General features: G+C 51.1%; 22 protein-coding genes and 1 riboswitch. Of the genes, 2 read left to right on the forward strand and 20 right to left on the reverse strand.

Features of this window, described 5'->3' with window-relative positions; all coding sequences use genetic code 11:
- Positions 1 to 30 precede the first annotated feature (30 nt).
- From PG862_RS01530 to PG862_RS01565, 8 genes are all read right to left on the reverse strand, one after another.
- Positions 31 to 825, reverse strand: coding sequence for a creatininase family protein (locus tag PG862_RS01530; protein WP_107000797.1), 795 nt, complete (start codon positions 823 to 825; stop codon positions 31 to 33).
- Positions 826 to 1008: 183 nt separating this feature from the next.
- A complete protein-coding gene (locus PG862_RS01535; RefSeq protein WP_022360580.1) occupies positions 1009 to 1620 on the reverse strand; it encodes an ECF transporter S component in 612 nt (203 codons plus the stop codon).
- A gap of 181 nt (positions 1621 to 1801) precedes the next feature.
- Positions 1802 to 1919: riboswitch (FMN riboswitch) on the reverse strand.
- Between the two features lie 130 nt (positions 1920 to 2049).
- Complete coding sequence (locus PG862_RS01540) at positions 2050 to 3231, reverse strand: S8 family peptidase (protein WP_270706242.1); 1182 nt, start codon at positions 3229 to 3231, stop codon at positions 2050 to 2052.
- Between the two features lie 28 nt (positions 3232 to 3259).
- Complete coding sequence (locus PG862_RS01545) at positions 3260 to 5281, reverse strand: alpha amylase C-terminal domain-containing protein (RefSeq protein WP_243031994.1); 2022 nt, start codon at positions 5279 to 5281, stop codon at positions 3260 to 3262.
- Positions 5282 to 5470: 189 nt separating this feature from the next.
- The gene (locus PG862_RS01550) at positions 5471 to 7339 is read right to left on the reverse strand and encodes an ABC-F family ATP-binding cassette domain-containing protein (protein ID WP_118538448.1); all 1869 of its coding nucleotides are present in this window, start codon (positions 7337 to 7339) and stop codon (positions 5471 to 5473) included.
- Positions 7336 to 8106: an exodeoxyribonuclease III gene (locus PG862_RS01555; RefSeq protein ID WP_118471552.1), complete on the reverse strand. Its 771-nt coding sequence runs from the start codon at positions 8104 to 8106 to the stop codon at positions 7336 to 7338. Before PG862_RS01555 ends, PG862_RS01550 begins: the two co-directional genes overlap by 4 nt.
- 275 nt (positions 8107 to 8381) lie before the next feature.
- The gene (locus PG862_RS01560) at positions 8382 to 9572 is read right to left on the reverse strand and encodes a dicarboxylate/amino acid:cation symporter (protein WP_117796583.1); all 1191 of its coding nucleotides are present in this window, start codon (positions 9570 to 9572) and stop codon (positions 8382 to 8384) included.
- Between the two features lie 36 nt (positions 9573 to 9608).
- Entirely contained in the window at positions 9609 to 10535 is a 927-nt protein-coding gene (locus tag PG862_RS01565; RefSeq protein ID WP_107001017.1) for a nucleotidyltransferase family protein, read from the reverse strand.
- Between the two features lie 287 nt (positions 10536 to 10822).
- Between PG862_RS01565 and PG862_RS01570 the strand changes: the two genes are divergently transcribed.
- Positions 10823 to 11185: a helix-turn-helix domain-containing protein gene (locus PG862_RS01570; protein WP_022360587.1), complete on the forward strand. Its 363-nt coding sequence runs from the start codon at positions 10823 to 10825 to the stop codon at positions 11183 to 11185.
- Between the two features lie 173 nt (positions 11186 to 11358).
- On the opposite strand, the gene PG862_RS01575 is transcribed toward PG862_RS01570, so the two are convergent.
- The 7 genes from PG862_RS01575 to PG862_RS01605 form a co-directional block, all read right to left on the reverse strand.
- Positions 11359 to 12996 carry an ABC-F family ATP-binding cassette domain-containing protein gene (locus tag PG862_RS01575; protein ID WP_022360588.1) on the reverse strand — a complete coding sequence of 546 codons (1638 nt, stop codon included), beginning with the start codon at positions 12994 to 12996 and terminating at the stop codon, positions 11359 to 11361.
- A 142-nt stretch (positions 12997 to 13138) separates the two neighbouring features.
- Positions 13139 to 14638, reverse strand: a complete 1500-nt coding sequence (gene malQ, locus PG862_RS01580; protein WP_107000801.1) for a 4-alpha-glucanotransferase — start codon at positions 14636 to 14638, stop codon at positions 13139 to 13141.
- A 14-nt stretch (positions 14639 to 14652) separates the two neighbouring features.
- Positions 14653 to 15963: a dihydroorotase gene (locus PG862_RS01585; RefSeq protein ID WP_107000802.1), complete on the reverse strand. Its 1311-nt coding sequence runs from the start codon at positions 15961 to 15963 to the stop codon at positions 14653 to 14655.
- A gap of 89 nt (positions 15964 to 16052) precedes the next feature.
- The gene (locus PG862_RS01590) at positions 16053 to 16430 is read right to left on the reverse strand and encodes a VOC family protein (protein ID WP_107000803.1); all 378 of its coding nucleotides are present in this window, start codon (positions 16428 to 16430) and stop codon (positions 16053 to 16055) included.
- On the reverse strand, positions 16427 to 17143 hold the full coding sequence (locus tag PG862_RS01595; RefSeq protein ID WP_107000804.1) for an MBL fold metallo-hydrolase: 717 nt from the start codon (positions 17141 to 17143) through the stop codon (positions 16427 to 16429). Before PG862_RS01595 ends, PG862_RS01590 begins: the two co-directional genes overlap by 4 nt.
- Before the next feature lie 238 nt (positions 17144 to 17381).
- The gene (locus PG862_RS01600) at positions 17382 to 17771 is read right to left on the reverse strand and encodes a thioesterase family protein (RefSeq protein WP_022360593.1); all 390 of its coding nucleotides are present in this window, start codon (positions 17769 to 17771) and stop codon (positions 17382 to 17384) included.
- A gap of 120 nt (positions 17772 to 17891) precedes the next feature.
- Positions 17892 to 18290, reverse strand: a complete 399-nt coding sequence (locus PG862_RS01605; RefSeq protein WP_022360594.1) for a zinc ribbon domain-containing protein — start codon at positions 18288 to 18290, stop codon at positions 17892 to 17894.
- A 344-nt stretch (positions 18291 to 18634) separates the two neighbouring features.
- On the opposite strand from PG862_RS01605, the gene PG862_RS01610 reads away from it, so the two are divergent.
- The gene (locus PG862_RS01610) at positions 18635 to 19582 is read left to right on the forward strand and encodes a DNA-3-methyladenine glycosylase family protein (protein ID WP_107000805.1); all 948 of its coding nucleotides are present in this window, start codon (positions 18635 to 18637) and stop codon (positions 19580 to 19582) included.
- Here PG862_RS01610 and PG862_RS01615 read toward each other — a convergent pair.
- From PG862_RS01615 to PG862_RS01635, 5 genes are read right to left on the reverse strand one after another with little or no spacing between them, the layout of a single operon-like run.
- Positions 19579 to 20436, reverse strand: a complete 858-nt coding sequence (locus tag PG862_RS01615) for an EamA family transporter (RefSeq protein ID WP_107000806.1) — start codon at positions 20434 to 20436, stop codon at positions 19579 to 19581. The genes PG862_RS01610 and PG862_RS01615 overlap by 4 nt on opposite strands.
- Before the next feature lie 6 nt (positions 20437 to 20442).
- Positions 20443 to 21321, reverse strand: a complete 879-nt coding sequence (locus PG862_RS01620) for a radical SAM protein (RefSeq protein WP_107000807.1) — start codon at positions 21319 to 21321, stop codon at positions 20443 to 20445.
- Complete coding sequence (locus tag PG862_RS01625) at positions 21284 to 23005, reverse strand: metallophosphoesterase (protein WP_107000808.1); 1722 nt, start codon at positions 23003 to 23005, stop codon at positions 21284 to 21286. The genes PG862_RS01620 and PG862_RS01625 overlap by 38 nt, the downstream gene beginning before the upstream one ends.
- A complete protein-coding gene (locus tag PG862_RS01630; RefSeq protein WP_107000809.1) occupies positions 23002 to 23499 on the reverse strand; it encodes a pyridoxamine 5'-phosphate oxidase family protein in 498 nt (165 codons plus the stop codon). The genes PG862_RS01625 and PG862_RS01630 overlap by 4 nt, the downstream gene beginning before the upstream one ends.
- Positions 23499 to 24515, reverse strand: coding sequence for a LysR family transcriptional regulator (locus PG862_RS01635; RefSeq protein ID WP_107000810.1), 1017 nt, complete (start codon positions 24513 to 24515; stop codon positions 23499 to 23501). Before PG862_RS01635 ends, PG862_RS01630 begins: the two co-directional genes overlap by 1 nt.
- Positions 24516 to 24684 lie beyond the last annotated feature (169 nt).

Consider the following 24684-nt stretch of genomic DNA (forward strand, 5'->3'; position numbering starts at 1 on the left):
ACATAGACACCCCATTTTTAAGTTTGATTCCTATTCATTCCAATCCCGGATATCTAACAGCCCCGGGACCAGTTCCCGCGCACTCGTCTCTAATATAATTCGCCCCTTCTCGGCGCTTGCACCAGACGGATCTCCTCCAATTCCAATCGGCGATCCGTCTTTTGTTTTCCAGTCCTCCGACACCCAGCCGATCGAAACCGGACCGTATGGCTTCAGGGCGCGGGTCTTCTCAAACGCCGTCGGCTCTCCCGCTTCCGAAAGTTCCAGCTTCACAAGACTCTCATCGACCGCCATTACCATCGATGTCTCCATCTCTCCACCGTGGAAATCCCAGATATTCCCCTTTGAAATCGTTGCTTTTACATCCGGATGACCAAATGCCCCCGATGAAAGGATAAACGGTGCAATCCCCAGCTCACTCCGAAGTTCCCGGCTTAAAACCTGCGCAATCGGCGCATTCCCACCATGGCATACCAAAAAAGCCAGCTTCTTAAAACCGTGATGCGCCAGGCTGACGCATATATCATATAAGAGATGATAGTAAGTGTCCGGCCGGACTGTGACCGAACCGCAGAAATTCTTATGCTCTGTACTTAAGCCCACCGGAATCACCGGAAACAGCAGCATCGGGAAGTCTTCTTCCCCCTCTGCCTCCAGTGCCTTTTTGATCTCCTGACTCATCGCCTCCGCGATAATATCATCCGTTCCCAGTGGTGCCTGATTGCCGTGCTGTTCCAGCGCCCCGAGCGGAATCAGGACAATCGTGTTCTCACGGTCCACCTGCTCCATTTCCCATCTTGTCAAATCTCTATAGTTACGTATCATAGTATCTCCTCCTCTTATAAAAACAGATATGTCTTTGCACGTTCCATCAAACAAAAAAGGATTGTCCGGGATTCTTCCCCCAGGCAGCTTTCCCAGCGGTTTCCCGACAATCCTTTCTATGAAATGGTTCTGCCGTTTCACAGCAAACAGCCAAATCCGTCAAACCATTCCTCTTATTTCATTTTATACTGCTTTCGGCACAATCTTCGCCGCACGCAGGCGTACAAACAAAAGCTGTCCAACGATATAGTTGAGTCCCACTTTCAATACATTGAATGGGATCGTCGCCAGGATGATAAATCCATTCAGGTCTTTGATCGCCGGGTTGACCGACGCTACCATGCGGATCACTTCATCCAGCGGCAGGCTCATCGCTTTCGCATATAACGGAAGCGTAATGTTCGCATTGATAAAGCATGCACACGCGGTGCGGATCACGATACTGAGCAGAAGTGCTTCTACAGCTGCCTTACGGTTAGCGCCCAGCTTCTGATAGAGGAACCACAGCGGCCATACGAACAGGAACGCCGCAATCAGGTTGGCCAGCTCACCGACGTACATCGTGTTAGTTCCGACAGTAATCAGCTTGATTAACAGCTTGATGACTTCTACACAGATACCGGATACCGGTCCCATCAGAAACACGGCAATCACAGACGGTACATCACTGAAATCCACCTTATAAAACGGCGGCATCATCGGAACCGAAAATTCCAATGACATCAGCACGCCAGCAACCGCTGCCAGCATCGCCGTATAAATCAATTTTTGAATACTCCATTTTCCTGTCTTCATCTTAAATCTCCTTTCGGTTTTAAAACTCATTTCTCCGAAGGAGGAGTATGAATCAAGTGCCGGACTAGCTGCATTTGTAAAACTAAAAAAACCCCAGGTTGTTCGGGACCTGGGATAATAAATCGCAACTTAGCCGATGTACACCAGCCTGCTTACGCTCAAGCGGTACACTCTCTGACTCCTGCCTCTTCTCTCATCCAGACTATACTGTCGGTTTCGGAATCTCACCGAATCGGCCGCCATCGCGGTTCGCGGACTATACCGCCGGTAGGGAATTTCGCCCTGCCCCGAAGAAATCATGGTAATTACTCCGTCTTCATACATATAAACATGTGAATCTGCGGAGTAATTATCTCACCCGGTCATAGTATCACATACAAACGAGAATTTCAATATTTTTTTAACAATCTTTCTTTTCATTTTTCCCATCTACGGCATTGCCGCCCCGGCATCCAGCATACCTCCGGTTGCCACCTTGCCGGACAGACTCTCAAGCGGCCGCGCCGACTGCAGAATACGGTTTCTCACATCCATAAGCGACAGGGACGCATCGCAGGAGTACAGCATTGCCGCCGTTCCGGTCACCATCGGCGCCGCCATCGATGTGCCGCTCATGTAGGCATAGTCATTGCCCGTGATCGTGCTCAGGATATAATTGCCCGGCGCTGCCAGATCCACGCTTCTCACCCCGTAATTGGACGCACGGTCGAGCTGACCGTCAAAGCGCAGGTTTGCCACGGAAATGATATTGTCCAGTTCAAAGCTTGCCGGGTACATCGGCTGCTCATCGATGCTGTAGCCATTGCCGGAGGCGTCGCCGTTTCCAGCCGCTACAATAAACAGCATCCCCGAATCCTTGATCGCCTGATACAGCTCCTCGCTATATTTCATCGTGCCAAAGCTCAGATTGCAGATCGACGCGCCATTCGCCTGCGCATACCGGATCGCCTTAACCACGTTGCTGACGGTTCCGACACCGGACGATGTTCCAAGCGTCTTGATCACCATGATCTTCACATACGCCGGATCGCAGATTCCAACCGTTCCGACTCCATTTCTCGCCGCCGCGATCGTGCCCGCCGAGTGGGTACCATGATTGTCATCCGTCCCGGTAAATACCTGGGCATTATTATCATAGAAATTCCAGCCGTAAACGTCATCGATATAACCATTTCCGTCATTGTCAATGCCATCGCCCGGAATTTCCCCCGTATTCGTCCAGATCGAACCGCTAAGCTCCGGGTGAGTTATGTCAACCCCTGTATCAATCAGCGCCACAATCACCTGACGTTTTCCACTTTTCGCGTCATATTTCTTCCATGCCGGGACAATATTCATATCGATTTCTTCCAGAGAACGGACTGTTCCATCTGCTGAGAGCGCCGGACTGCCGGTAATCGCCCCAATCGCCGCATCCACCGCCGCCGTATGGCTCGGCACCAGACGCAGTTCACCTGTATTTAAAAAAGCCCACTGATAGGAGGCATAGGAATCCGCATAGGGAACCGACTCCCGTGACGGACCCGCCGCATATGCCGGAAGCGCCGCGCTCCCTGCCATCATGGCAGCACACAGGGCGGCTGCCAGCCCTCTAAAAAGTTTCTTTTTCAACTTGCTTTATCCTCTTTCAATTCCGTTCTTACAGTTCGCGCGCTGCCGCAACCACAGTCTCCGCTTCCTTTGCCGGTTCTTTTCTGACATTCTGCCGTTTTACCGATTTTACCACTTTCCCAGCTTTTTTGCCATCCTTTTCGGATGCCGGACCGGAAATTGGCTTAAAGCCGCGAAATACCAGAATACTCCGCGGCGGAACCATATACTGGCGAAGCTCTTCCTGCGGCTCCTGCCCTGCCTCCAGGCTTTCCGGCGGACAGATTCCGTTATTGTCTGCGTCGTCTGTGTTGATGCACAGAGTCCACTGCATTCCCTTCGGAAGCTTCGGAAGATCAAATTCATGCGGCTCCCAGTGCATATTGTAGGCGACAAAGAAATAGTCATCGCTGGTGCCGTCCGCTCTTCGCCCGTACTCGCCGCAGTAGAGAATGCCGAGCTGGCGGCGGAAATTTTCAAACTCCGGGCACCATGTTTTGACGCCGTGGTAGGAAACATCCGGGTGTCCGCAGACGAGGTAATCAATATTTTTCGGCTCCACCGGCAGGTGGAACACTGGATGCGCTTTGCGGAACGCTATCATATATTTTACAAATTCGTAAATATCCCGGTTCGTCTCCAGCTGATGCCAGTTGAGCCAGGAAATCTCATTGTCCTGACAGTAAGCATTATTGTTGCCGTTCTGGGAATTGCCGAACTCATCGCCCGCTAAAAACATCGGCGTTCCCTGGCTCAGAAAGAGCAGCAAAAATGCGTTGCGGAGCTGTTTTTTCCGCATCTGCACAATCTTCTTTTTCCGCGTCGTGCCCTCGACGCCGCAGTTCCACGTATAATTATAATCGCTTCCGTCCCGGTTATTCTCCCCGTTCGCTTCGTTGTGCTTCTGCTCACAGGAAACCATATCCATCATCGTAAAGCCATTTGTCGCCGCCATATAGTTGATCACGCCATACGCGTCCGGATTCCGGCGTGTCTGGTAAATGAGACGGCCGACCTGATCCTCATCGCCCTTTAATACCCGGCGCATATCGATCAAAAATCCTTCATTGTACTCGCCCAGATGCCAGCGGCGCTCCCGCAGCTTCGGTGCCGCTGCCGTTTTTGGCACACGCACGCCATCCCAGGAAGCAGCTAATAGCTTCGTATCAGCTAACAGCGGATCCGACGCCAGCAGTTCGGCCGGCGCAAACCCGGACAGGTGCACGCCATCCACATGATACTCGTAAACCCAGAAACGAACCGCCTCCTGCGCCAGTGCCGCGCTCTCCTCGCCGGTAAAATAAAGCTCAACCAGCACTTCAATATCATTTTTATGAAATTCTTTCACCAGATCCTTAAATTCCCGCTCCGGTTCTTTCTCTTTCCCGGATGTGTACGAAGCTTTCGGCGCAAACAGGTATCCCGCCCCATAGCCCCAGTAATTGAGCCGTCCGGTCGGTGTCCCAGTCGCATACGGATTCCCGTCTGCCCCATCCTCCATCATCACTTCCTGAAATTCATTCGGCATCATTAATTCAACTGCTGTGATACCCAATTCCTTTAAATAGGGAATTTTCTCCGTCAGCGCACGGAACGTTCCCCGCTCCCCGGTGCCGGAAGAAGTATGACGGGTAAATCCGCGCACATGCAGCCGGTACAGGATCGTCTCATCATACGGATGTTTCAGCGGCTGATCCATTTCCCAGTCATACGTTTCTTCCGGGAAACGGCAGCGCACCGGACGGAGCGCCGCTTTTAAATCGCCCCAGCGCTCATGTCCTGTATAGATGCGCCCGCACGGATCCGGCAGCTCCCCCTGCTCAGTCTCGATCGTGTATTCCAGTCCCGAAAAATCATCGCCCGCAAGCTCCATCATCCAGAGATCCCCCACCCGTTCTTCCGGGGAAAATGGAATCCGAACACCCTGTTTTTTACCTGTCTCATAAATTGCCAGATGGCAGAATGTCCCCGGTGCCTCGACGCACAAGTGCATTCCCGTCTCTGTCCGCTTGATTCCCGGTGTAAAATCAGGGGTTCTTATCTTCTGTCTCACGATTTTTTCTGCTTTCACCTGTATCCCCTCCACGTTTTCATACGGCACTTTCGGTTCCAAAAGTGCCTATTTGTGAGCAGCCGCCTGCGCCTGTTACAGTCCACACATATGCAGACTGTAACAGGATTTTGCCGATGCTTCGCATTCCAAATCGGCAAAATCTGCTACCTCCACGTTTTCATACGGCACTTTCGGTTCCAAAAGTGCCTACTTGTGAGCAGCTGCCTGCGCTTCTATTTTTTCCGCCAGATCGTTCAGATACATCCAGCGGTCCATCTTTTCTTCCAAAAGAGCTTCTTTTTCCTCTTTTTCCTTTATGATGCCGTTCAGAGCCGTATAATCGCGGGCAGAGTCCTGCATCTGCTGCTCCAGATCCGCGATTGCCTCTTCCAGCGCCGCGATATCATCCTCGATCGTCTCCCACTCTTTCTGCTCCATATAGCTGAATTTGAGCTTTTTCTCGCGCTGGCGACCGCGGTTTTTATCCTTTGCCGTCTCCGCTGCATCTGACGTTCCCGCACCAGAAGCGCCTCCGGTCTTCTGGCCTCTGCCGTGTTCCTGACCGGATTCCTCCATCTCTGCCGCTATGCGTTCCCCACAGGCTGCCTGATAGTCGGTATAGCCACCCTCATACTGACGGATCGCGCCGCCGCCCTCAAAGGCGAAGATCCGGCGCACTACGCGATCAAGGAAATACCGGTCATGCGATACCGTAATCACGATCCCCTGGAAATGATCAAGATAATCCTCCAGAATCGTCAGCGTGCCGATATCGAGGTCGTTGGTCGGCTCGTCGAGCAGAAGGACGTTTGGCGCGCCCATCAGGATATGGAGCAGATAGAGTCTGCGCCGCTCGCCGCCCGATAGCTTGCCGATCAGCGTGTACTGCATATGGGACGGGAACAGGAACCGTTCCAACATCTGGGATGCCGATACCAGCCCGTCCGCCGTCCGCACGTACTCTGCCACATTTTTAATGTAGTCGATCACGCGCATCGACTGATCCATATCTTCGTTTTCCTGTGAAAAATAACCCATTTTTACGGTCTGGCCGATGATCGCCTCGCCCGAATCCGGTTTCACCCAGCCGGTAATCATCTTCATCAGCGTCGATTTGCCGCTGCCGTTCGGTCCGATGATGCCGATGCGGTCATCCTTCAAGAAGATATAGGAAAAATCATCGATCAGGAGGCGGTCACCATACGCCTTATGAAGATGGTGTGCCTCGACCGTGGTTCGTCCGAGACGGCTGGAAATCGAGCTCATCTCCACATTTCCATCTACTTTCGGCGCTTCCACCGCACTCAACGCCTCGAAGCGCTGAATACGCCCTTTCTGCTTCGTGCTGCGTGCCTGTGCGCCGCGTCGGATCCACGCCAGCTCCGTCCGCAGGATATTCTGGCGTTTCTGCTCCGAGCTCACCGCCATCGCCTCGCGCTCTGCCTTTAATTCCAGATAGCCCTCATAGCCGGACTGATAACTGTACAGCTTTCCCTTGTCCAGTTCGACGATGCGGTTCGTCACGTTATCAAGGAAATACCGGTCGTGCGTGATCATCAGAAGCGCGCCGCGGAATTTTTTCAGGTACTCTTCCAGCCAGTCCGCCATCGCACTGTCCAGATGGTTCGTCGGCTCGTCTAAAATCAACAGATCCGCCGTCGATAACAGCACCGCTGCGAGGGCAACGCGCTTTCTCTGTCCGCCCGAAAGTGTCTCCACCTTGGCACTATAATCGGTGATTCCAAGCTTATTCAGCATGGATTTCGCATCGCCCTCGAGATCCCAGGCGTGCTCATGCGCCATATTTTCCCGGATCACGCAGTCTAAGACGGTCCGTCCCGCTTCAAACTCCGGATTCTGAGGCAGATAACGGATATAGAGATTTCGTCCCTTTACTACCGTACCCTCATCCGGCTCTTCCAGACCGGCTACAATCTTTAGAAGAGTAGATTTTCCGGTTCCGTTGATGCCGATGAGACCAATCTTATCACCTTCACCGATGGAAAATGCCACGTCATCAAAAAGCAGCCGTTCCGTATATGATTTTTTCAGATGTTCTGCTGTCAGTAAATTCATGCCTCATCCCGATCCTTTATCTGTAATTCTACCGGGCAGTGATCCGAACCCAGTATCTCCGTATGAATCTGTGTGCCCGCCAGCCGGTCCTTCAGGCTCTTGGAAACACAGAAATAATCAATCCGCCACCCAGCATTCTTCTCGCGCGCCTTAAACCGGTACGACCACCAGGAATAAACGCCCTCTTTATCCGGGTAAAAATAGCGGTACGTGTCGATATATCCAGAGTCCAGAAGCTCCGTAAACTTGCTTCTCTCCTCATCCGTAAATCCGGCATTTTTCCGGTTCGTCTTTGGATTTTTCAGGTCAATCTCCGTGTGTGCCACATTCAGATCCCCACAGAAAATGACCGGCTTTTTCTCCTCCAGCTTCTTCAAAAACTGGCGGAAATCATCCTCCCACTGCATCCGGTACGGAAGTCTCGCCAACTCATTCTGGGAGTTCGGCGTATAGCAGGTCACCACATAATAATCCGGGTACTCCGCCGTAATGACGCGCCCTTCATGATCGTGCTCCTCAATACCCAGACCGTAGCTCACGCTAAGCGGCTCCTCCTTCGAAAACAACGCTGTTCCCGAATATCCCTTCTTCTCCGCATAGCTCCAATACTGATAATACCCCGGAAGCTCCAGATCAATCTGCCCTTCCTGCAGCTTGCTCTCCTGAATACAGAAAATATCCGCATCCAGCTCATGAAATACATCCAGAAATCCCTTTCCCACACACGCCCGCAAGCCGTTTACGTTCCAGGAAATCATTTTTTTCATTCTATCTCTCCTTTTTATCAAATAAGGTTTTTCCGATACATAAAAAGACAGCAGGCAGGTGGCAGACGCTCCGAAACTGGTCTGTGGATGCAGAGCAGGCTTTCGCCTATCAGTTGTACGCATCTTGAACACGCTTGTCCGAATGGGGCGGACGCAAGTCCGACACAGACGAACAAGTGTAGTGAAAGCAAGCGGACAACGATAGTGCGAAGAGCCAGCGGCGCATTCACAGACCTGTTTCGGGGCGGCTGCTGCCTGCCCCACCTCTCTCATTTTTATAAATCTACGTGTAAATCCTGATGTTTAATCCCATGTTTCTCCACATATCCCGTCAGCATCAGGGTCAGCGCGCCATCGCCCGTTACGTTGCAGGCAGTACCAAAACTGTCCTGAAGCGCAAAGATCGTCAGCATTAGCGCCGTTCCGGTCGCATCGAAACCGAGGACACCGGTGATCAGTCCCAGAGACGCCATAACCGTACCGCCCGGAACACCCGGTGCACCTACGGCAAATACACCTAAAAGAACACAGAACAGAACCATCGTCATCATATCCGGGAGGGCGCCGTACAAAATCTTGGATACCGTCATGACAAAGAATACCTCGGTCAGAACCGAACCGCACAGATGGATATTCGCAAACAGCGGAATACCGAAATCAACCATATCGTCACGAAGCGGCTCTGCCTTTTTGGCACAGCTGAGCGCCACTGCCAGGGTCGCCGCAGAAGACATCGTACCGACTGCCGTCAGATATGCCGGACCATAATGCTTGATAACGCCTCTCGGGTCACGGCCAGAGTAAATACCTGCCAGTGTATACAACAGCGCCATCCAGATATAGTGGCCTGCCATAACAATCAGGATAACCGAAATGAAGATCGGAGCCTGTTTTGTGATAGTTCCCTCATATGCCAGGGAACAGAACGTAAATGCGATGTAAACCGGAAGAATCGGAATGACAATCTTCTGTACAATCTCCAGAACGATCTTCTGGAACTCGTCTAAGAGTTTCGTTACCGTCACCGCCTTGGTCCAGGTCGCTGCCAGACCAATCATAACGGAAAATACCAGCGCACTCATGACGCCCATGATCGGCGGAATGTCCAGTTTAAAGACAACCTCCGGCAGGCTGCGCAGTCCATCGACTGCCGACTGAATCGACATATGCGGAATCAGCGTATATCCGGCTGCCATCGAAAACAGCGCCGCGCCAAGAGACGATGTATACGCCAGAATCAGCGCTACTCCAAGCAATCTGGAGGCATTCTTTCCAAGCTTCGTGATCGACGGGGCAATAAAGCCGATGACGATCAGCGGTACACAGAACGAAATAATCTGCCCAAAAATATAATTCAACGTCACAACGAGATTCATAAAACTTTCATTTGCTATAAGACCGGCAATAATACCGATCGCTACACCCAGCACCAGCCGAAACGGCAGGCTTTTCATCAACTTGCTCATACCCATTTTTCCTTCCTAATACCTATCTCTTCATTCTTACTCTTCCCAAAGTTTTTTCGGATACAGACCGCCGTCCTTCATCCCCTGGATCGCGTCTGTCACCATCTTCTTATCTTCCTTGTAGGTCACGCCGTACCAGCGGTCCACGCTCTTTAACACGGTCACCTCGGCTTTCCCCTCTTTCAGAAGTTCATCCACCACAAACGGGAGGAAATACTCACATTTGAGTGGATTTACCGACAGATTTTTCTCCAAAAATGGAACAAAACGCGCCTTTAACTCCTTTAAGATGCTGGAAGTAAAGCCCCAGAGGTTCATCGATACAAGCGTATCCTCCCCCAGCTGCTCCCAGGTTGCGCCGTCATCCTCGGTATATTCCGCCTGATCGCCGTGCTTCTCGATGCGCGTTCTCTCGTGGATATCTGCCAGATGTCCATCCGCATCCACCGTACAGACGCCGCGCGCCACATGCCCATTTTCCGTCAATGTGTTGTAGAGATGATAGGCAACCATCGCATACTGATATTTGTCATCATCACCGCAGGATGCCAGACGATCATAGATCGCCTTGAATGCCGATTTTCCATAGTAATCATCCGCGTTGATCACCGCAAACGGTCCGTCGATCACCTCGCTGCAGCAGAGAATCGCATGACCGGTTCCCCACGGTTTGACGCGTCCCTCTGGAACCTCAAATCCATCCGGAAGGCGGTCATTTTCCTGATACACATACTCCACCTGCACGTGCTTTTCCATGCGGTTTCCGATATGTTCCTTAAACTCTTTCTCAATCGATTTCTTGATAATAAATACGACCTTTTCGAATCCAGCCTCGACTGCGTCGAAGATCGAAAAATCGATGATCAGATCTCCTTCCCGATCGACCGGATCAATCTGCTTCAAGCCGCCGTACCGGCTGCCCATACCAGCCGCCATGATCACCAGAACTGGCTTCTGACTCATGAAAATTGTCCTCGCTTTCTGTTTCTTATCCACAATTCTGCCCGTTTTCATTCAAAGCAGAATTGCCTATTTCCTTTTATTTTAAACCAATTCGGGCAGACTGTAAACAGTAAAACAAAAACCCGGCTGCCGTTTTATTCCATAGAGCGGATATTCTTTTTTGTTTACATTTTTATAAATGTATTTTTTACTGTTTCTACACCAGTTAATTGTATCTTTTAGTTCTGCGCATACTTGTATGATAGATTGTTTTCACAAATATTTGATGTATGCGGGAGGTGCTTTAAATGATTGCTGCTGGTGACCGGCTCCGTGATTTACGGGAGGACAAAGGAAAAACGCAGGCGGAAATTTCCAGTCTGCTGGGTACAACTCAGCAAATCTATTCCCGCTATGAAACAAACCGGACGGATCTGCCTCTTCGGCATCTGATAAAACTGGCGGATTATTACCAGGTCAGCGCCGATTATATTCTCGGTCGAACCTCCTACCCGAAGAATCCGCCCGAAATGGCGAAACCATTTCTTAAAAATGTCACCTATGGAGAGGTCAATGGGCGTATCTCATCATTCCAGACTTCCACGAAAAAGCAGTTGATCGAATACATCAATTACCTGGTTTATCTGGAATCACGCCATAAGAAGGATTGATCACGCCAAAAACGGGACATTGACACCATAGATGTGCAAAAGACAGCTCCAGGCATCGCTCACATGCAGCGTCTGGGGCTGTCTTTTATCTTTCAGACTTTTGTGCTTTCATCTCGGCAATTGAATAACCGAGGATTCTCGCTTATTATCCTAAATCACTTTGATTCCAGCTCTTAGTCGTCCTCTTCCTCACTATCCGTAACAGTAAATACCTGACGTTTTCTCGCCATCTCATCGTTTGCCAGATACTCATCGTAAGTAGTAATCTTATCGATCAGCTTGCCGTTTACGATTTCCATGATACGGTTTGCGGTCGTCTCAACGATCTGGTGGTCACGGGAGGAGAATAACAGCACGCCCGGGAACTTGATCATACCGTTGTTCAGAGCGGTAATGGACTCCATATCCAGATGGTCGGTCGGCTCGTCCAGAATCAGGACATTGGAACCGGAGATCATCATCTTAGAAAGCATGCAGCGCACCTTCTCACCACCAGAAAGAACGCGGACCTTCTTCACGCCGTCCTCACCGGCAAACAGCATACGTCCTAAGAATCCGCGGACATAAGTCACATCCTTAACCGGAGAGTACTGGGTCAGCCAGTCTACGATCGTGTCGTCGTTATCGAACTCTTTCGAATTGTCCTTCGGAAAATATGCCTGACTGGTGGTCAGACCCCATTTATAGGATCCCTCATCCGGCTCCATCTCGCCGGAAAGAATCTTGAAGAGAACGGTCTTTGCCTGCTCGTTCGGTCCTACAAATGCTACCTTGTCCTCGCGTCCGAGAATGAAAGAAATATTATCAAGAACCTTCACACCATCGATAGTCTTAGACAGGTTCTCTACGCTTAATACCTCATTACCGATCTCACGTTCCGGACGGAAGTCGATATACGGGTACTTACGGCTGGACGGTTTGATCTCATCTAACTCAATCTTCTCCAGAGCACGTTTTCTGGAGGTTGCCTGCTTAGACTTGGAAGCATTGGCAGAAAATCGCTGGATGAACTCCTGCAGCTCCTTGATCTTCTCTTCCTTCTTCTTGTTGGCTTCCTTCATCTGCTTGATCATCAGCTGGCTGGACTCGTACCAGAAATCGTAGTTTCCGGCATAGAGCTGAATCTTGCCATAGTCGATATCTGCGATCTGGGTGCAGACTTTATTTAAGAAGTAACGGTCATGGGATACCACGATAACCGTATTCTCAAAGTTGATCAAGAACTCCTCGAGCCATGCGATCGCATCGAGATCCAAGTGGTTTGTCGGCTCGTCGAGAAGCAGGATGTCCGGGTTTCCGAACAGTGCCTGTGCCAGAAGAACTTTGACCTTCTGGGCACCGGTCAGATCTGCCATCTGTTTGTAGTGGAGATCCGTCTCGATTCCCAGACCATTTAAAAGGTTCGCCGCGTCGGACTCTGCCTCCCAGCCGTTCATCGTGGCGAACTCGCCCTCCAGCTCGGCAGCCTTGACGCCGTCCTCCTCGGAGAAGTCTTCCTTCATGTAGATAGCTTCCTTCTCTTTCATGATCTCGTAGAGTCTCGCATTTCCCATAATAACGGTATCAAGTACCGGATATGCGTCATATTTAAAGTGATCCTGCTGTAAGAATGAAAGTCTCTGTCCCGGTGTGATGATAACCTCACCATTGGTCGGTTCCAGCTGTCCGGACAGGATTCGTAAAAAGGTAGACTTCCCGGCACCGTTGGCACCGATGAGTCCGTAGCAGTTTCCCTCGATAAATTTAATGCTTACGTCCTCAAATAACGCCTTCTTTCCTACTCGCAGTGTTACATTGCTTGTACTAATCATGGCAATTTCCTTTCATACTGTTCAAATCGTTCATACTCCCCAGGTGCATCTTTGCCCCGGGCGGGTGCAATCCATGTATATTTTACAGGTTTTTCCCGAATTTGCAAGCATTTTACGGGTTTTTATTCCCATCCGCCAAAAACTAAAATCTTCCGAACGTATCCACCAGCCAGGACAAATAATCTGCCCGCTCATCCGTAAACTGCCCCGGAAGCAGACGCCAGCGCCAGTTTTCCCCGAGAGTTCCCGGCGTATTCATGCGCGCCCAGTTATCGAGCTTCAACACATCCTGCATCTGGAAAATGGCAACGCTCGCGACTGAACCGTATGCCGCGCGGAACACGCGGTCTACCACCTCACTCTGGTGTGCTGCACCGAGGTAATCGGCAATGTACTGAAGCTCCCACCACTGACGTTTTTCCGGTTTGAAATACCCCGCCAGCGTCTCATTGTCGTGCGTTCCACCGTAGACTACGGAGTTCGGGTCATAGCAGTGCGGCAGATGCTCGTTGAAACGGTCGCCACTGAACGCAAACTCAATGATCTTCATGCCCGGATAGCCCGTCTCTGCCAGCAGATCCTTGACCTCCTGACAGAAGACACCAAGATCCTCCGCGATGATCTTCGTCTCGCCTGCCGCCTCGTCAAGTGCGTCGGTCAGCTTTTTGCCCGGACCTTTCTCCCACTCGCCGTCTTTCGCAGTCACAGCGCCATACGGGATTGCATAATACTGCACCACGCCGATGAAATGGTCGATCCGCACCGCATCGTAGAGCTTCGCGGACGCTTTCATCCGGCTTCGCCACCAGGCGAAATCGGTTTGTTCCATTTTCTCCCAGTCGTAAAGCGGGTTGCCCCAGAGCTGTCCATCCTCTGAAAATGCATCCGGCGGCACACCCGATACCTTGAGCGGCGTCAGATTTTCCTCGTCGAGCTGGAACAGCTCCGGGTGGCTCCAGACATCCGCGCTGTCGAGCGCCACGTAAATCGGAATATCGCCGACGATCTGAAGTTCTTTTTCTTTTGCATACTGTTTTAATTTTTTCCACTGTTCAAAAAACTTAAACTGTAAGAACTTCCAGTAATTTATTTCTTCTGCCAGCTCTTCGCGGCATGCCGAAAGCGCCTCCGGACGGCGGAACCGGATGTCCTCGTCCCAGTCCATCCAGCCTTTTCCTTCATATTTACCCTTGACTGCCATATAGAGCGCATAGTCGTCCAGCCATTCTTCATTTTCTTCCAGAAATGCCTGATATTCCTCACTTTCCTTATGGCTGCTCCGCTCATACGCCTTGCGCAGAAGCGGAAAACGGTAATAATACAGCGCGTCATATTTGACCTGATCCTGCTTGTCGCACCACCAGCAGGCGTCTATCTCATCCTGGGTCAGAAGTTTCTCGTCTTTCAGCGTATCCAGATCAATAAAATACGGATTTCCCGCAAATGCAGAGTAGGACTGGTACGGGCTGTCCCCGTAGCAGGTCGGTCCCATCGGAAGCACCTGCCAGTACGTCTGGCGTCCGCGTTTTAACTGATCAATAAACTCATACGCCGCCCGTCCGAACGTACCGATTCCATACGGCGACGGCAGGCTGAAAATCGGCATCAGTACGCCTGCGCCGCGTTTTAACATTGTCTTCATCGCTTCGTTTCCTCCTATTCTGCCCGATATACTGTCTCACCGCTGCAGATGGTATAGTGAACCTTTCCATAGAGCTTCACTCCCACAAACGGGGAGTTAGACGCCTTGGAATGGAATTTTTCTACGGTATATGGTGTCTGGTCGTCAAAAAGAACCAGATCCGCCGCGCCGCCCTCGCGGATGCGTCCCGCCTCCTTCATCCGGTACAGCTTCGCCGGATTCAGGCACATTTTCTCAAACAGAGTCAGATAATCAATGTGACCAGCTTTTACCAGCCTGGTAACCGCCAATGGCAGGGAGGTTTCCAGCCCGATGATGCCGCTCGGTGCCTCGGTCAGCGGTTTTTCCTTCTCCTCGGCGCTGTGCGGTGCATGATCCGTCGCAATCATATCAATCGTGCCGTCCTTGATTGCTTCAATCAACGCCTCGCGATCCGCAGCACTCCGCAGCGGCGGATTCATTTTCGCCAGTGTTCCGTACTCCAGAACCGCCGTCTCGTCCAGTGTAAAATGATGCGGTGTCACCTCCGCCCAGACATGCGCGCCCAGCTTTTTCGCCAGCCCGACCATCTGCACCGCATTACGGGAACTGATGTGCTGGATATCCACATCTGCGCCCGTGTGAAGCGCGATCATGCAGTCGCGCGCCACCATCGAATCCTCCGCCAGCGCCGGGGAACCACCGATTCCCAGCTGCTCGGACACCGGACCGCGGTTGATGCCGTTGTTGAAAATAAATGCCGGATCCTCCTCATGGAAGCTGAGCGGCACATTGAGACGTTTCGCCGTCTCCATCGCCTCTTTGACCAATTTTTCGCTCATCAGCGGGATTCCGTCATCCGTAAATCCGATCGCACCCGCCTCTTTGAGGGACTCCATATCGGTCAGTTCTTTTCCTTGAAATCCCTTCGAGACTGCCGCGCAGGTTTCCACGTGGATTCCCGTTTTCGCACCCTTTTCCAGAATATACCGGACAATCTCCGGCGTATCGGCAACCGGTTTCGTGTTTGCCATACAGACCACCGTCGTAAAGCCGCCCGCCTTCGCAGCCGCCGCGCCCGTCTCGATGTCCTCCTTGTAGGTCAGACCCGGATCGCGGAAATGCACGTGGACGTCCACCAGTCCCGGCGCGACGATCAGCCCTTCTGCATCCAGCACCTCGGCATCCGCCGGGATGAACGGTGCGTCAGATGCCTCATCTGATTCTGATTTTGTATCTTTTTTCACGATTTTCTGGATTTTTCCATTTTCAATCCACAAATCTGCCCTTCCGTCGAATCTGCTCTCCGGATCGATGACTCTTCCGTTTTTAATTATTTTTACCATTCTAACCCCTTTTTAACTCATATGTTAAAACGTAACTGTTCAGTACCTTCACAATCACGTCAAAACATTTTTTCAGACAAACTCAGCCCTTAACTCCTCTTCGCCGGCACGATCTCCAGCCAGTATCCATCCGGATCGTTAATGAAATAAATACCCATCGCCGGATTTTCAAAACAGATGCATCCCATTTCCTTATGTTTGGCATGTGCCGCCTCCATGTCTTCCGTCTCAAATGCCAGATGGAACTCATTGTCGCCCAGGTTGTAGGAGTCCTTCTCCCAGTCGCGCAGCCAGGTCAGCTCCAGCTGGTAGCTGGTCGTGGCGTCGCCCAGATAAACAAGGATAAAGCTTCCGTCTGCCGCCTCCTTGCGGCGTACCTCCTTAAGTCCCAGTGCTTCCTCATAAAATTTCAGTGACTTGTCCAGATCGATGACATTGAAATTGTTGTGTGCAAATGTAAATTTCATCGAATAAACTCCTCTCCTTCCTTGTGAATCTCTACAATCCGATCCCGCCAGCCTTCACTGGATGGATGTTCGATTAATTTTGGTATAATCGTATAATCTTCCCAGAAATGCATCGGGAAAATCCATTTTGCGTCCGCCTGCTCCATAAAACCGGCAGCGCCCAGATAAAACCACTGCTCCTGCCTCGGATCGACCGGGATAAATGCCAGATCCGCCGTGCGCCCGGAAAGCTTTTTCATCTCCTGTTTATAAGAAGCCGCCATATTCCGGTTCCATGCCATATCTTCGCCTTCCCACCACCAGTTATTTAAGTCACCGGCGTGATAAATCTCCTTTCCTTCGCAGGAGAGCCAGAAGGCGACGCCTTCGTCGGTGGAATGGAACGTCTCGACGATAAGGCTTTCTTCAGAAATATTCAGGCAAAATCTTTCTCCTGCCTTTACCAGCCGTATCCTGTCTTTATATCGTTTACGATATTCCTCTGGTATCTTTTTCCCAATCTCTTTTGAGAGAATATAAAAAACATTTTCCCGTTTCTCTCCCAGCTGAAAGATTACCGGAGCATAATGATCGGCATGGAAATGGCTCGCAAAGATAAAGAGGGGCTTCCCTGCCGGGAACTCCGGGAGAGTTCCCTTAAAATAATCAAACAGAATCACGGCATTTTCAAGCTCAACTGAAAACGAGCTGTGATGAATATATGTGATTTTCAAACGAATTAATTCCCTTCTATAATGAAAAAGAATGTGCCTTGGCACATTCTCGCGCCGAGCGCGGTCGCTTGCGACATGTTTCTGCTTCGCGCGAGTGCGCATCATTGGCACGTTAGTGCCTTTTTGTGTAATAAGAAATTTCAAGGAATTTCCTATTACACGAAACAACAGCCAGCCAAAAGTATCCCGCATACGATACTCGCAGCGCTTTCAGCCGGCCGTGCTCTCTTCGCAACCTTTAGTTTTCTTTCTTGCTCTGTGCTTTTGCTAAGAATTTCTCATTTTTGATGATGAAACGCTCATGTGTGCCGCCGCCGATGGAACCTTTCGCGTCAAATGCCTCTACCTTAAATACGAGACGTCTGCCGTCTACTTCTACCAGCTCACTCTCACACCAAACCTGCATGCCGACCGGGGTCGCTGCATTATGGGCAATTTCCAGCTTTGTACCAACGGTTCCCTCACCGTCGTTTAAGTACGGAGCCACGCTCATCCACGCGGTTTTCTCCATCAGTGCAACCATCGCCGGAGTTGCAAACACCGGTAACAGACCGCTTCCCACTGCTGCTGCGGAATTTTCATCCGTAACCATAACTTCCTGTCTTCCCTTGATACCAGCTTCTAACATATTGTCTGCCTCTCTTTCTTTTTTGCGCCAAAATCTGCGCTGTATCAAATTTTTGTAACCGTCCCGTGCTTCCACAGCCGCCATCACTCTTTTAGCGGTATCCGTCTGTATTTCCCCGCCTTACAGCGGTTTGCCGCACTTTGGACAGTACGAAAAATCCTCATCCGTCTCAAATCCACAGGACGGACAGACCTTATGACGGTGTGATGCATCACTTCCCGTCCACGGATTTCCATTTCCATCCTGCCGAAGTGTCAGATCGCTTTCCGTGATCTCGACCTCCTCGCCCCGAAGCAGCCTCTTTCCTACCTCCGGATCCAGCTCATAGACCGCACCGCAGCACGACATTTCTACGAAAAAGCGCCGGTTCCATTTAAAAATCGGGATAAAAAAGAAACTAAAATACATATAGGTCATGTACACCTGATACCGCCCATAAGCGCCGCAGCGCCCGCAGATCACTGTTTTCAGGTACTCCAGCGGCTTCACGCCGGAACTGATGCCACCGATAAAAAACATCCGTCTCCCCTCCTGCCATAGAACAAAGAATGTGCCCTGACACATTCTCGCGCCGAGCGCGGTCGCTTGCGACATGATTCCTCTTCGCGCGAGTGCGCACATATATACATCATACCCAAGTAGCGCGTCTTTCGCAAGATTTTTTTACGCTCTGATGCAATTCTGATGCAATTCTGATGTAATTCCTTTCTGATAAAAGGTAACCGTTTGCAGTCAAAGGTCTTCTATGCTATGATACGTCTCATAAGAATTACATGATTTGATACTTTATGATTCAAGGTTTTATAACTTGATATTCCATTGATATAAGCAAAAAATATTTAAAAAAAAGAGGATGCCCTGCCATGAACACACATACAACAAACCTGCCTGCAATCGAAAAGCACAATTTTCCCAACTCCCACATCATCTCCTGCCTGAACCTGAACCTCGCACAGATCGCCGCCTCCGGTCAATGTTTCCGTATGCTTCCGGTTCCGGAAAAACCGGGGATCTGGTCACTCATCAGCGGGACGCACTATCTGGAAATTTCCGAGACGCCGGACGGTTTCTTCTTCGACTGCCCGGACGAAGCGCTTCCTTTTTGGAAACAATACTTCGATCTCGGCACCGATTACGGCTCTTTCATCGCCTCCATCCGCGCAGACGATGCCTACCTCGCGGCGGCGGCAGACGCCGGTTCCGGCATCCGGATTCTCCGTCAGGATCTCTGGGAAATGATGATCACCTTCCTGATCTCCCAGCAGAAAACCATCCCAAAGATCCGCGAAGCCGTCGAGACCCTGGCAAAAAAATACGGTGCGAAGAGAACCGCCGCCCTGTCCGACGGTTCTATCCGCACCTACTATTCTTTTCCCTCGCCCGAAGAACTGGCATCTGCCAGCCTGGACGACCTATTAGCCTTAAAACTCGGCTACCGCGCCAAATACATCCACCGCCTCATCCAGGATGTCCTCGCCGGAACCGTATCCTTAGAATCCCTCGCAGCCCTGCCGCCGGACGAAGCCATGACCGCACTTACCAGCCTCTATGGCATCGGTCCCAAGGTCGCCAACTGCGTCTGCCTCTTCGGACTCCACCACATCGACGCCTTCCCCGTCGATACCTGGATCGAACAGATCCTGACCAAAGAATACCTTCCCAAACATCCCATCCGCTACCGCCGCCTTCCAAAAAGCCGCCTGTACACTACTATTATCCAGGATTTTTTTGGAAGCTATAAAGGATACGCAGGGGTAATGCAACAGTATATCTTTTATTATGAGCGCAGCATCCGAAACGGAAAATTCTAAAGATTCAGCAGCGCCAATGCCACCAAAATAATCCCGCATCCCCCAATCTGTCTCCGGCTGATTGGATCCCCGAGCACCAGCACGCTCACAAAGCTGACCACCAGGATCGTGCCGACACTAAAGCTCGGATACACGATAAACGCCGGCAGTCTCGACACACTCGCCAGCAGCAGCGAGGTTGAAAAATAGTTTGGAAATCCGACTGCCACACCACTCAAAAAGTCCATCTTTCCAATCTTGCGGCGGGTTCTCTGCTGCTCGAGAAATGCCAGAACCACAGTCAGAACCAGTGCGGTCAGGAACGTATAGAACAGAAACAGCGCATCAAACCGTCTCTCGCCGATCCTCTCCGTTACCTTGGACATCCCGTCTGCCATACCGCTGACGACAAATAAAACGAGCAGAAGTCCCGCCGAACCCATCCTCCGTCTGCGTCCGCAGCCGCGGTCCCCCTCGCTGTTGATGACCCAGATCGCCACAATAACCAGCACAATTCCCACCAGCTGGAACAGCGTCGGGATCTCACCTAAAAACAGGATACTCGCCGTGACCGGAATCACGATACCAAGCTTCGCAAATGCCGACGACAGAACTGCCCCATTTTCACGGATGCATTTCTGCATCAGAACCAGATTTCCTGTAAACAAAAATCCATTCACGATTCCCGTGAGAACCGCCGTCCGGCTGCCTGCCGCAAAGATATTTTTATCTGGAAGCAGAATAAATGCCACCACCAGGCAGGTCACATAATTTCCAACCAAAATCCCATATCGGTTATCGCTGAACGTCTCACTGATCCGCAGCGCCAGCGCCAGGGACGCGCTGAAAAGAATCGCAAAAATCAGATAAATCATACCTACTTATAAGAGATCGCCAGTCTCCCGGAATTTCCGGTAATGATGCGTTCTCTTTGCCTCCTCCAGTTTTTTAAGCATGGCCGGGATATCCCCGTTTAAGGTTCCCGCCAGAATCACGTAGTTCGACGCATGGTTCGTCCGGAATACAGTGCCCGGAGAATCCACATTTTTCAGGAAAATTTCTATTTCATCCACAATTTCATCCGGGGTTATCCGCTGGAACCGCCCTTCCACGACATCTGCATACATCGGCGTGCCCTCGTACAGGCGCAGCGTCAGGAAGGATGCGTACTCCGGGTTCATCGCCGTGATGAGCTTCGCACAGGACAGGGCATGTTCTTCCACCTTGCTGCGTCCGCCAAGCCCCGAAATCAGCGTCACTGAGGTCGCGATGCCGCAGCGTTTCAGCTTCTGCCCTGCCTCAATGGTCTGTTCCGCCGTCACGCCTTTATTGATATATTTTAAAATCTCATTGTCGCCGGATTCCGCGCCCACATAGACGATTCCGAGTCCCGCCTCGCGCAGGCGGATCAGCTCTTCTTCCGATTTCCGCAAAATATCCTGTGCCGTTCCGTAGGAAGCCACCCGCTTCACGCCCGGATACAGGCGGTGGATCGCATCCAGAATTACCAGAAGATCCTCTGTTTTCATAACCAGCGCATCGCCGTCCGCCAAAAATACCTTCTCGATATACGGCGCATACGGATTGTGCGAAACCTCCGTCAAATCTGCCAGAATCTCCGCCAGGCTCCGGATCCGGAACTTCTTTTCTTTATACATATTGCAAAAGCCGCAGGTGTTGTGTGCACATCCGATCGTCACCTGAATGATCAGGCTGCGCGCCTCACTCGGCGGTCTGTATACAATTCCCTCGTAGTCCATATGATTCCTCCTTTTTCTGTATCTCCTCTGCCGGACTGCCCGCATCTGCTCCGACAGTTTCCTCTTTTTCTGCATTCTCCGGGTTTTCTATCGTCTCCCCCGGCAGCGGGAAATCCACACCCGCTTTCAGCTCCAGCACCGTGTTGTCCGTCCGGGCATCGTGCAGGATCGCCTGCAGCCTTGCCAGCCAAAAATCATTGCCGCTATAACGGATCCAGTACTGATATGCCTCGCTTTTTCTGATCTTTGCCACATCAATCTTCGTGCCCGAACAATAATCACGGTTCATATCGGCATAGAGCCTTGCCATCTCTTCTTTGATATCCTTTGATGCCGACTGCAGCGCCTTAAACGCCTGTTTCGAAATCACATCTACCAGAAACTGATCCGCATAAGCATCAAAATTGAGAAGATTCTCGTCTTCTTCCCCGTAGCGCTGCGCCCAGCCTGCTATGTCTACCTTTTTTGTATGGTAGGACAGACTGCCATCCGTCTGCCAGTTTAGGATACTGTACTGGCACGGCGCCATCGGAAGCGGAGAAGTCACTATCTCCCGGATTCCATATCCGCCCGGTGTATTCAGATTTGACGTATGCTTCTTGATTCTCTGCAAATGCAGATGCCCGCTCAAATACACCGGAACTCCATATGCTTCCAGAAGCGCGGTCACTTCTTTCGTATTTTCAATCGTGCATTCCTCCGGATAGAGTGTACTCTCATCCAGCAGATTGTGGTGTGAAACCGGAATGACCGTCACACCCTGTTTTTTCGCCTCCTCCAGCTGTGTTTTCATCCACGCAACCGTCTCTTCGCTTAGCTTTCCGCCCGTCTCATGGACCGGTTCACACATACAGCTGTCCAGCATCATCAGCCAATATTTTTCATCCAGGCGGTAAACATAACTCAGCGAATCCGAAGCCCGGGACACCGCCTGATCATAGCCAAACTTATGGTAAATCTGGTAAAACTCTTCCGAACTTGTTCCCTCTGCCGGGGATACCTGATCATCAAAATACGTTGCCGCCCACGGGTGGTTAATATCATGGTTGCCCGGAATCACCAGCACCGGAATTCCCGCTGCCTGCACCCGCTCTAGCTTCTCTGCAAGCGCTTCATGGTTTGCTTTCTCACCATTCTGGGAGAGATCTCCGCTCAAAACCAGTGCCGATGGATGCGCCGTCCGCACCTCCTCCAGAAATGCCTCCGTAATCTCATCCAGATACGGCACGATCGTCCCATCATTTCCCATCGTATAGGTATCAAACGCCGACTGGAAATCTGTCATCTGCGGGGACTGATAGTGAAGATCCGTCGCCAGCCAGATGGTCGGCGGCATATAAACTGTCTCTTCCTGTGCCTTCTGGGGCTCTTTTTTTCTTTTATACAGCTGTTTCCGGGAAGTCCGGCGCTTTAAAGCCGTTTCTCCATCCGAAGCGTTCTCATCTGCATCATCCTGTATCACTTCCCCGGCGGATGATTCATCCTCCTCCAGATTCCCGGCGGCTCTATTTTTTTCATTCTCCGCCACATCGCCGCCATCTGTCTCAGCTTCCGAAGCTTCCGTCCCGGATGCATGCTTTTTCCCTGCATCCGGCACCAGCCATACAACCAGAAAAAGTGCGAGGACCAGCAGCAGAAGCTGTGCCCCCCGCACCAGAATCGACATCTGTCTTAACTGTTTCATGGCTGCTCCGGTTTCGGCGCATTGCTCTTACCTGTCAGAGTTTCCACACGCAGGCAGAGGACGGTGGTTCTCGCCGCTACCTCCGGAGCAAACTCATACGGTCCGCCCTCCGGGTCATACTGCTGCATGATCCTTGTCAGTGCCTCTCCTTTCTCCCCAGGAGCAGCCACACGGGATAACCGTCCAGTCCCGCAGACACTCTCATAAATCATCGTGCTTCTGCATGCCGGTTCCAGAATCTTTATCTCTTTTTCATTCTGCACACAGAATGCCACCCGGTTGTCGCGCTCCATATGCTCAATCTTCGTTCCCACCGGAGCGCCGTGGAAATACAGCACCGGCATCTCCTGGTCTTCGTTCCACACAAAACCATAATTTAACGGGATCACATACGGGTATTCATCCCCGGAAAAGGCGAGACTACACACCCGGCAGTGTTCCAAAATGGCTTTCTGCCCGTCTTTCGACTCAATCGCACGTTCTCCTCTTCGCATTATTTATCCCCCTTCTTATCCGAACCTTTCCTCTCCTGATTCTCTTTCTCCCGTTGCTCCCGTACCTTCTGGAACGCCTCGTCGCCGACTGCCACGCGGATAAACTCCTCCATCGCCTTCGTGAGGTATTTATTTCTCTTCTTGTACAAATAAACGTAACGGACCGCCAGCTCTTCATTCATCTTGTAAAAGCACAGCGGCACTTCATATGGAAGATTGACGATCAGGCCATCCGGGATGAAGGTCGCGCCCACGCCCCGTCCTGCCATGTTGAACGCAGAGACAACCTGGTCCGGTTTCATGATAATATTCGGCGAATAATTCTGGCGGCTGCACATCTTCATGCTGCGCTTGTAAATACTGTTTTCCTCTTTGACGAAGATAAACGGAGTACTCTTTAAGAGCGGCAGCGGCAGTACCGGGAACTCCGCCTGACTGTGGCGTCCTGCCCGGATATCTTCCGCGGTAAGCTGATACTGGGTCAGCTCCTCATTGATCGGAAAACTCTTCGGAACAGCCAGAATAATTCTCTCCGTGCTATAATAATACTTTTCATAATTTTTGTCATCCAGTTCCGAGTTATCGATCAGAAGATCCAGTTCCTCGGCAACCAGCTTATCGGTCAGCTGTGTGGTCGTGCCCTCCTGCAGATCAATCTTGATCTGCGGATACCGATGGGAAAACTCGCTCAACACGCCCGGAAGTACAAACGAGGTAAAAAAGATCGTTCCGCCAACCGACAGCTTGCCCGCCAGAAGCCCATTTAAGTTATTCAGTTGATTGAGCGTGTTCTGTTCCAGCGCAAACAGCTTTTCGATCGCGTCGATATAAACTTCACCGCCCGGCGTCAGTCCGATCGGAGAGGTGCTCCGGTCAAAAATCGGAGTTCCTATCTTTTTCTCCACCTTCTTGATCGCCGTGCTTAACGCCGGCTGCGTAATATACAGTTTCTGCGCCGCCTTCGAAAAACTCTTTTCCTCGTAGACCGCGTATACATACTCTTTTCCGTCGAACATGTTTCCTCCTATGTACCCTGCTTTTTCTCATCGCTGCATCCTGCGGGATATTTCATCCCGAAACTTCCCGCCCGTGAACATTCTCATTCTGTTCCATTCTTTCCCCTTTATCTACAGGGTTTCCGGCACTTTTGTCCACTTGTGATTCTATAACAAAAAATTTATAATA

The organism is Clostridium fessum, from assembly GCF_027698965.1.
GTDB lineage: Bacteria > Bacillota > Clostridia > Lachnospirales > Lachnospiraceae > Otoolea > Otoolea fessa.

Bases quoted from the DNA above. Each gene is read 5' to 3' on its own strand.
- PG862_RS01530 (WP_107000797.1), bottom strand. From the start codon at position 825: ATGATACGTAACTATAGAGATTTGACAAGATGGGAAATGGAGCAGGTG.
- PG862_RS01535 (WP_022360580.1), bottom strand. From the start codon at position 1,620: ATGAAGACAGGAAAATGGAGTATTCAAAAATTGATTTATACGGCGATG.
- PG862_RS01550 (WP_118538448.1), bottom strand. From the start codon at position 7,339: ATGAATTTACTGACAGCAGAACATCTGAAAAAATCATATACGGAACGG.
- PG862_RS01555 (WP_118471552.1), bottom strand. From the start codon at position 8,106: ATGAAAAAAATGATTTCCTGGAACGTAAACGGCTTGCGGGCGTGTGTG.
- PG862_RS01560 (WP_117796583.1), bottom strand. From the start codon at position 9,572: ATGAGCAAGTTGATGAAAAGCCTGCCGTTTCGGCTGGTGCTGGGTGTA.
- PG862_RS01565 (WP_107001017.1), bottom strand. From the start codon at position 10,535: ATGAGTCAGAAGCCAGTTCTGGTGATCATGGCGGCTGGTATGGGCAGC.
- PG862_RS01570 (WP_022360587.1), top strand. From the start codon at position 10,823: ATGATTGCTGCTGGTGACCGGCTCCGTGATTTACGGGAGGACAAAGGA.
- PG862_RS01575 (WP_022360588.1), bottom strand. From the start codon at position 12,996: ATGATTAGTACAAGCAATGTAACACTGCGAGTAGGAAAGAAGGCGTTA.
- malQ (WP_107000801.1), bottom strand. From the start codon at position 14,638: ATGAAGACAATGTTAAAACGCGGCGCAGGCGTACTGATGCCGATTTTC.
- PG862_RS01585 (WP_107000802.1), bottom strand. From the start codon at position 15,963: ATGGTAAAAATAATTAAAAACGGAAGAGTCATCGATCCGGAGAGCAGA.
- PG862_RS01590 (WP_107000803.1), bottom strand. From the start codon at position 16,430: ATGAAATTTACATTTGCACACAACAATTTCAATGTCATCGATCTGGAC.
- PG862_RS01600 (WP_022360593.1), bottom strand. From the start codon at position 17,771: ATGTTAGAAGCTGGTATCAAGGGAAGACAGGAAGTTATGGTTACGGAT.
- PG862_RS01605 (WP_022360594.1), bottom strand. From the start codon at position 18,290: ATGTTTTTTATCGGTGGCATCAGTTCCGGCGTGAAGCCGCTGGAGTAC.
- PG862_RS01610 (WP_107000805.1), top strand. From the start codon at position 18,635: ATGAACACACATACAACAAACCTGCCTGCAATCGAAAAGCACAATTTT.
- PG862_RS01615 (WP_107000806.1), bottom strand. From the start codon at position 20,436: ATGATTTATCTGATTTTTGCGATTCTTTTCAGCGCGTCCCTGGCGCTG.
- PG862_RS01620 (WP_107000807.1), bottom strand. From the start codon at position 21,321: ATGGACTACGAGGGAATTGTATACAGACCGCCGAGTGAGGCGCGCAGC.
- PG862_RS01625 (WP_107000808.1), bottom strand. From the start codon at position 23,005: ATGAAACAGTTAAGACAGATGTCGATTCTGGTGCGGGGGGCACAGCTT.
- PG862_RS01630 (WP_107000809.1), bottom strand. From the start codon at position 23,499: ATGCGAAGAGGAGAACGTGCGATTGAGTCGAAAGACGGGCAGAAAGCC.
- PG862_RS01635 (WP_107000810.1), bottom strand. From the start codon at position 24,515: ATGTTCGACGGAAAAGAGTATGTATACGCGGTCTACGAGGAAAAGAGT.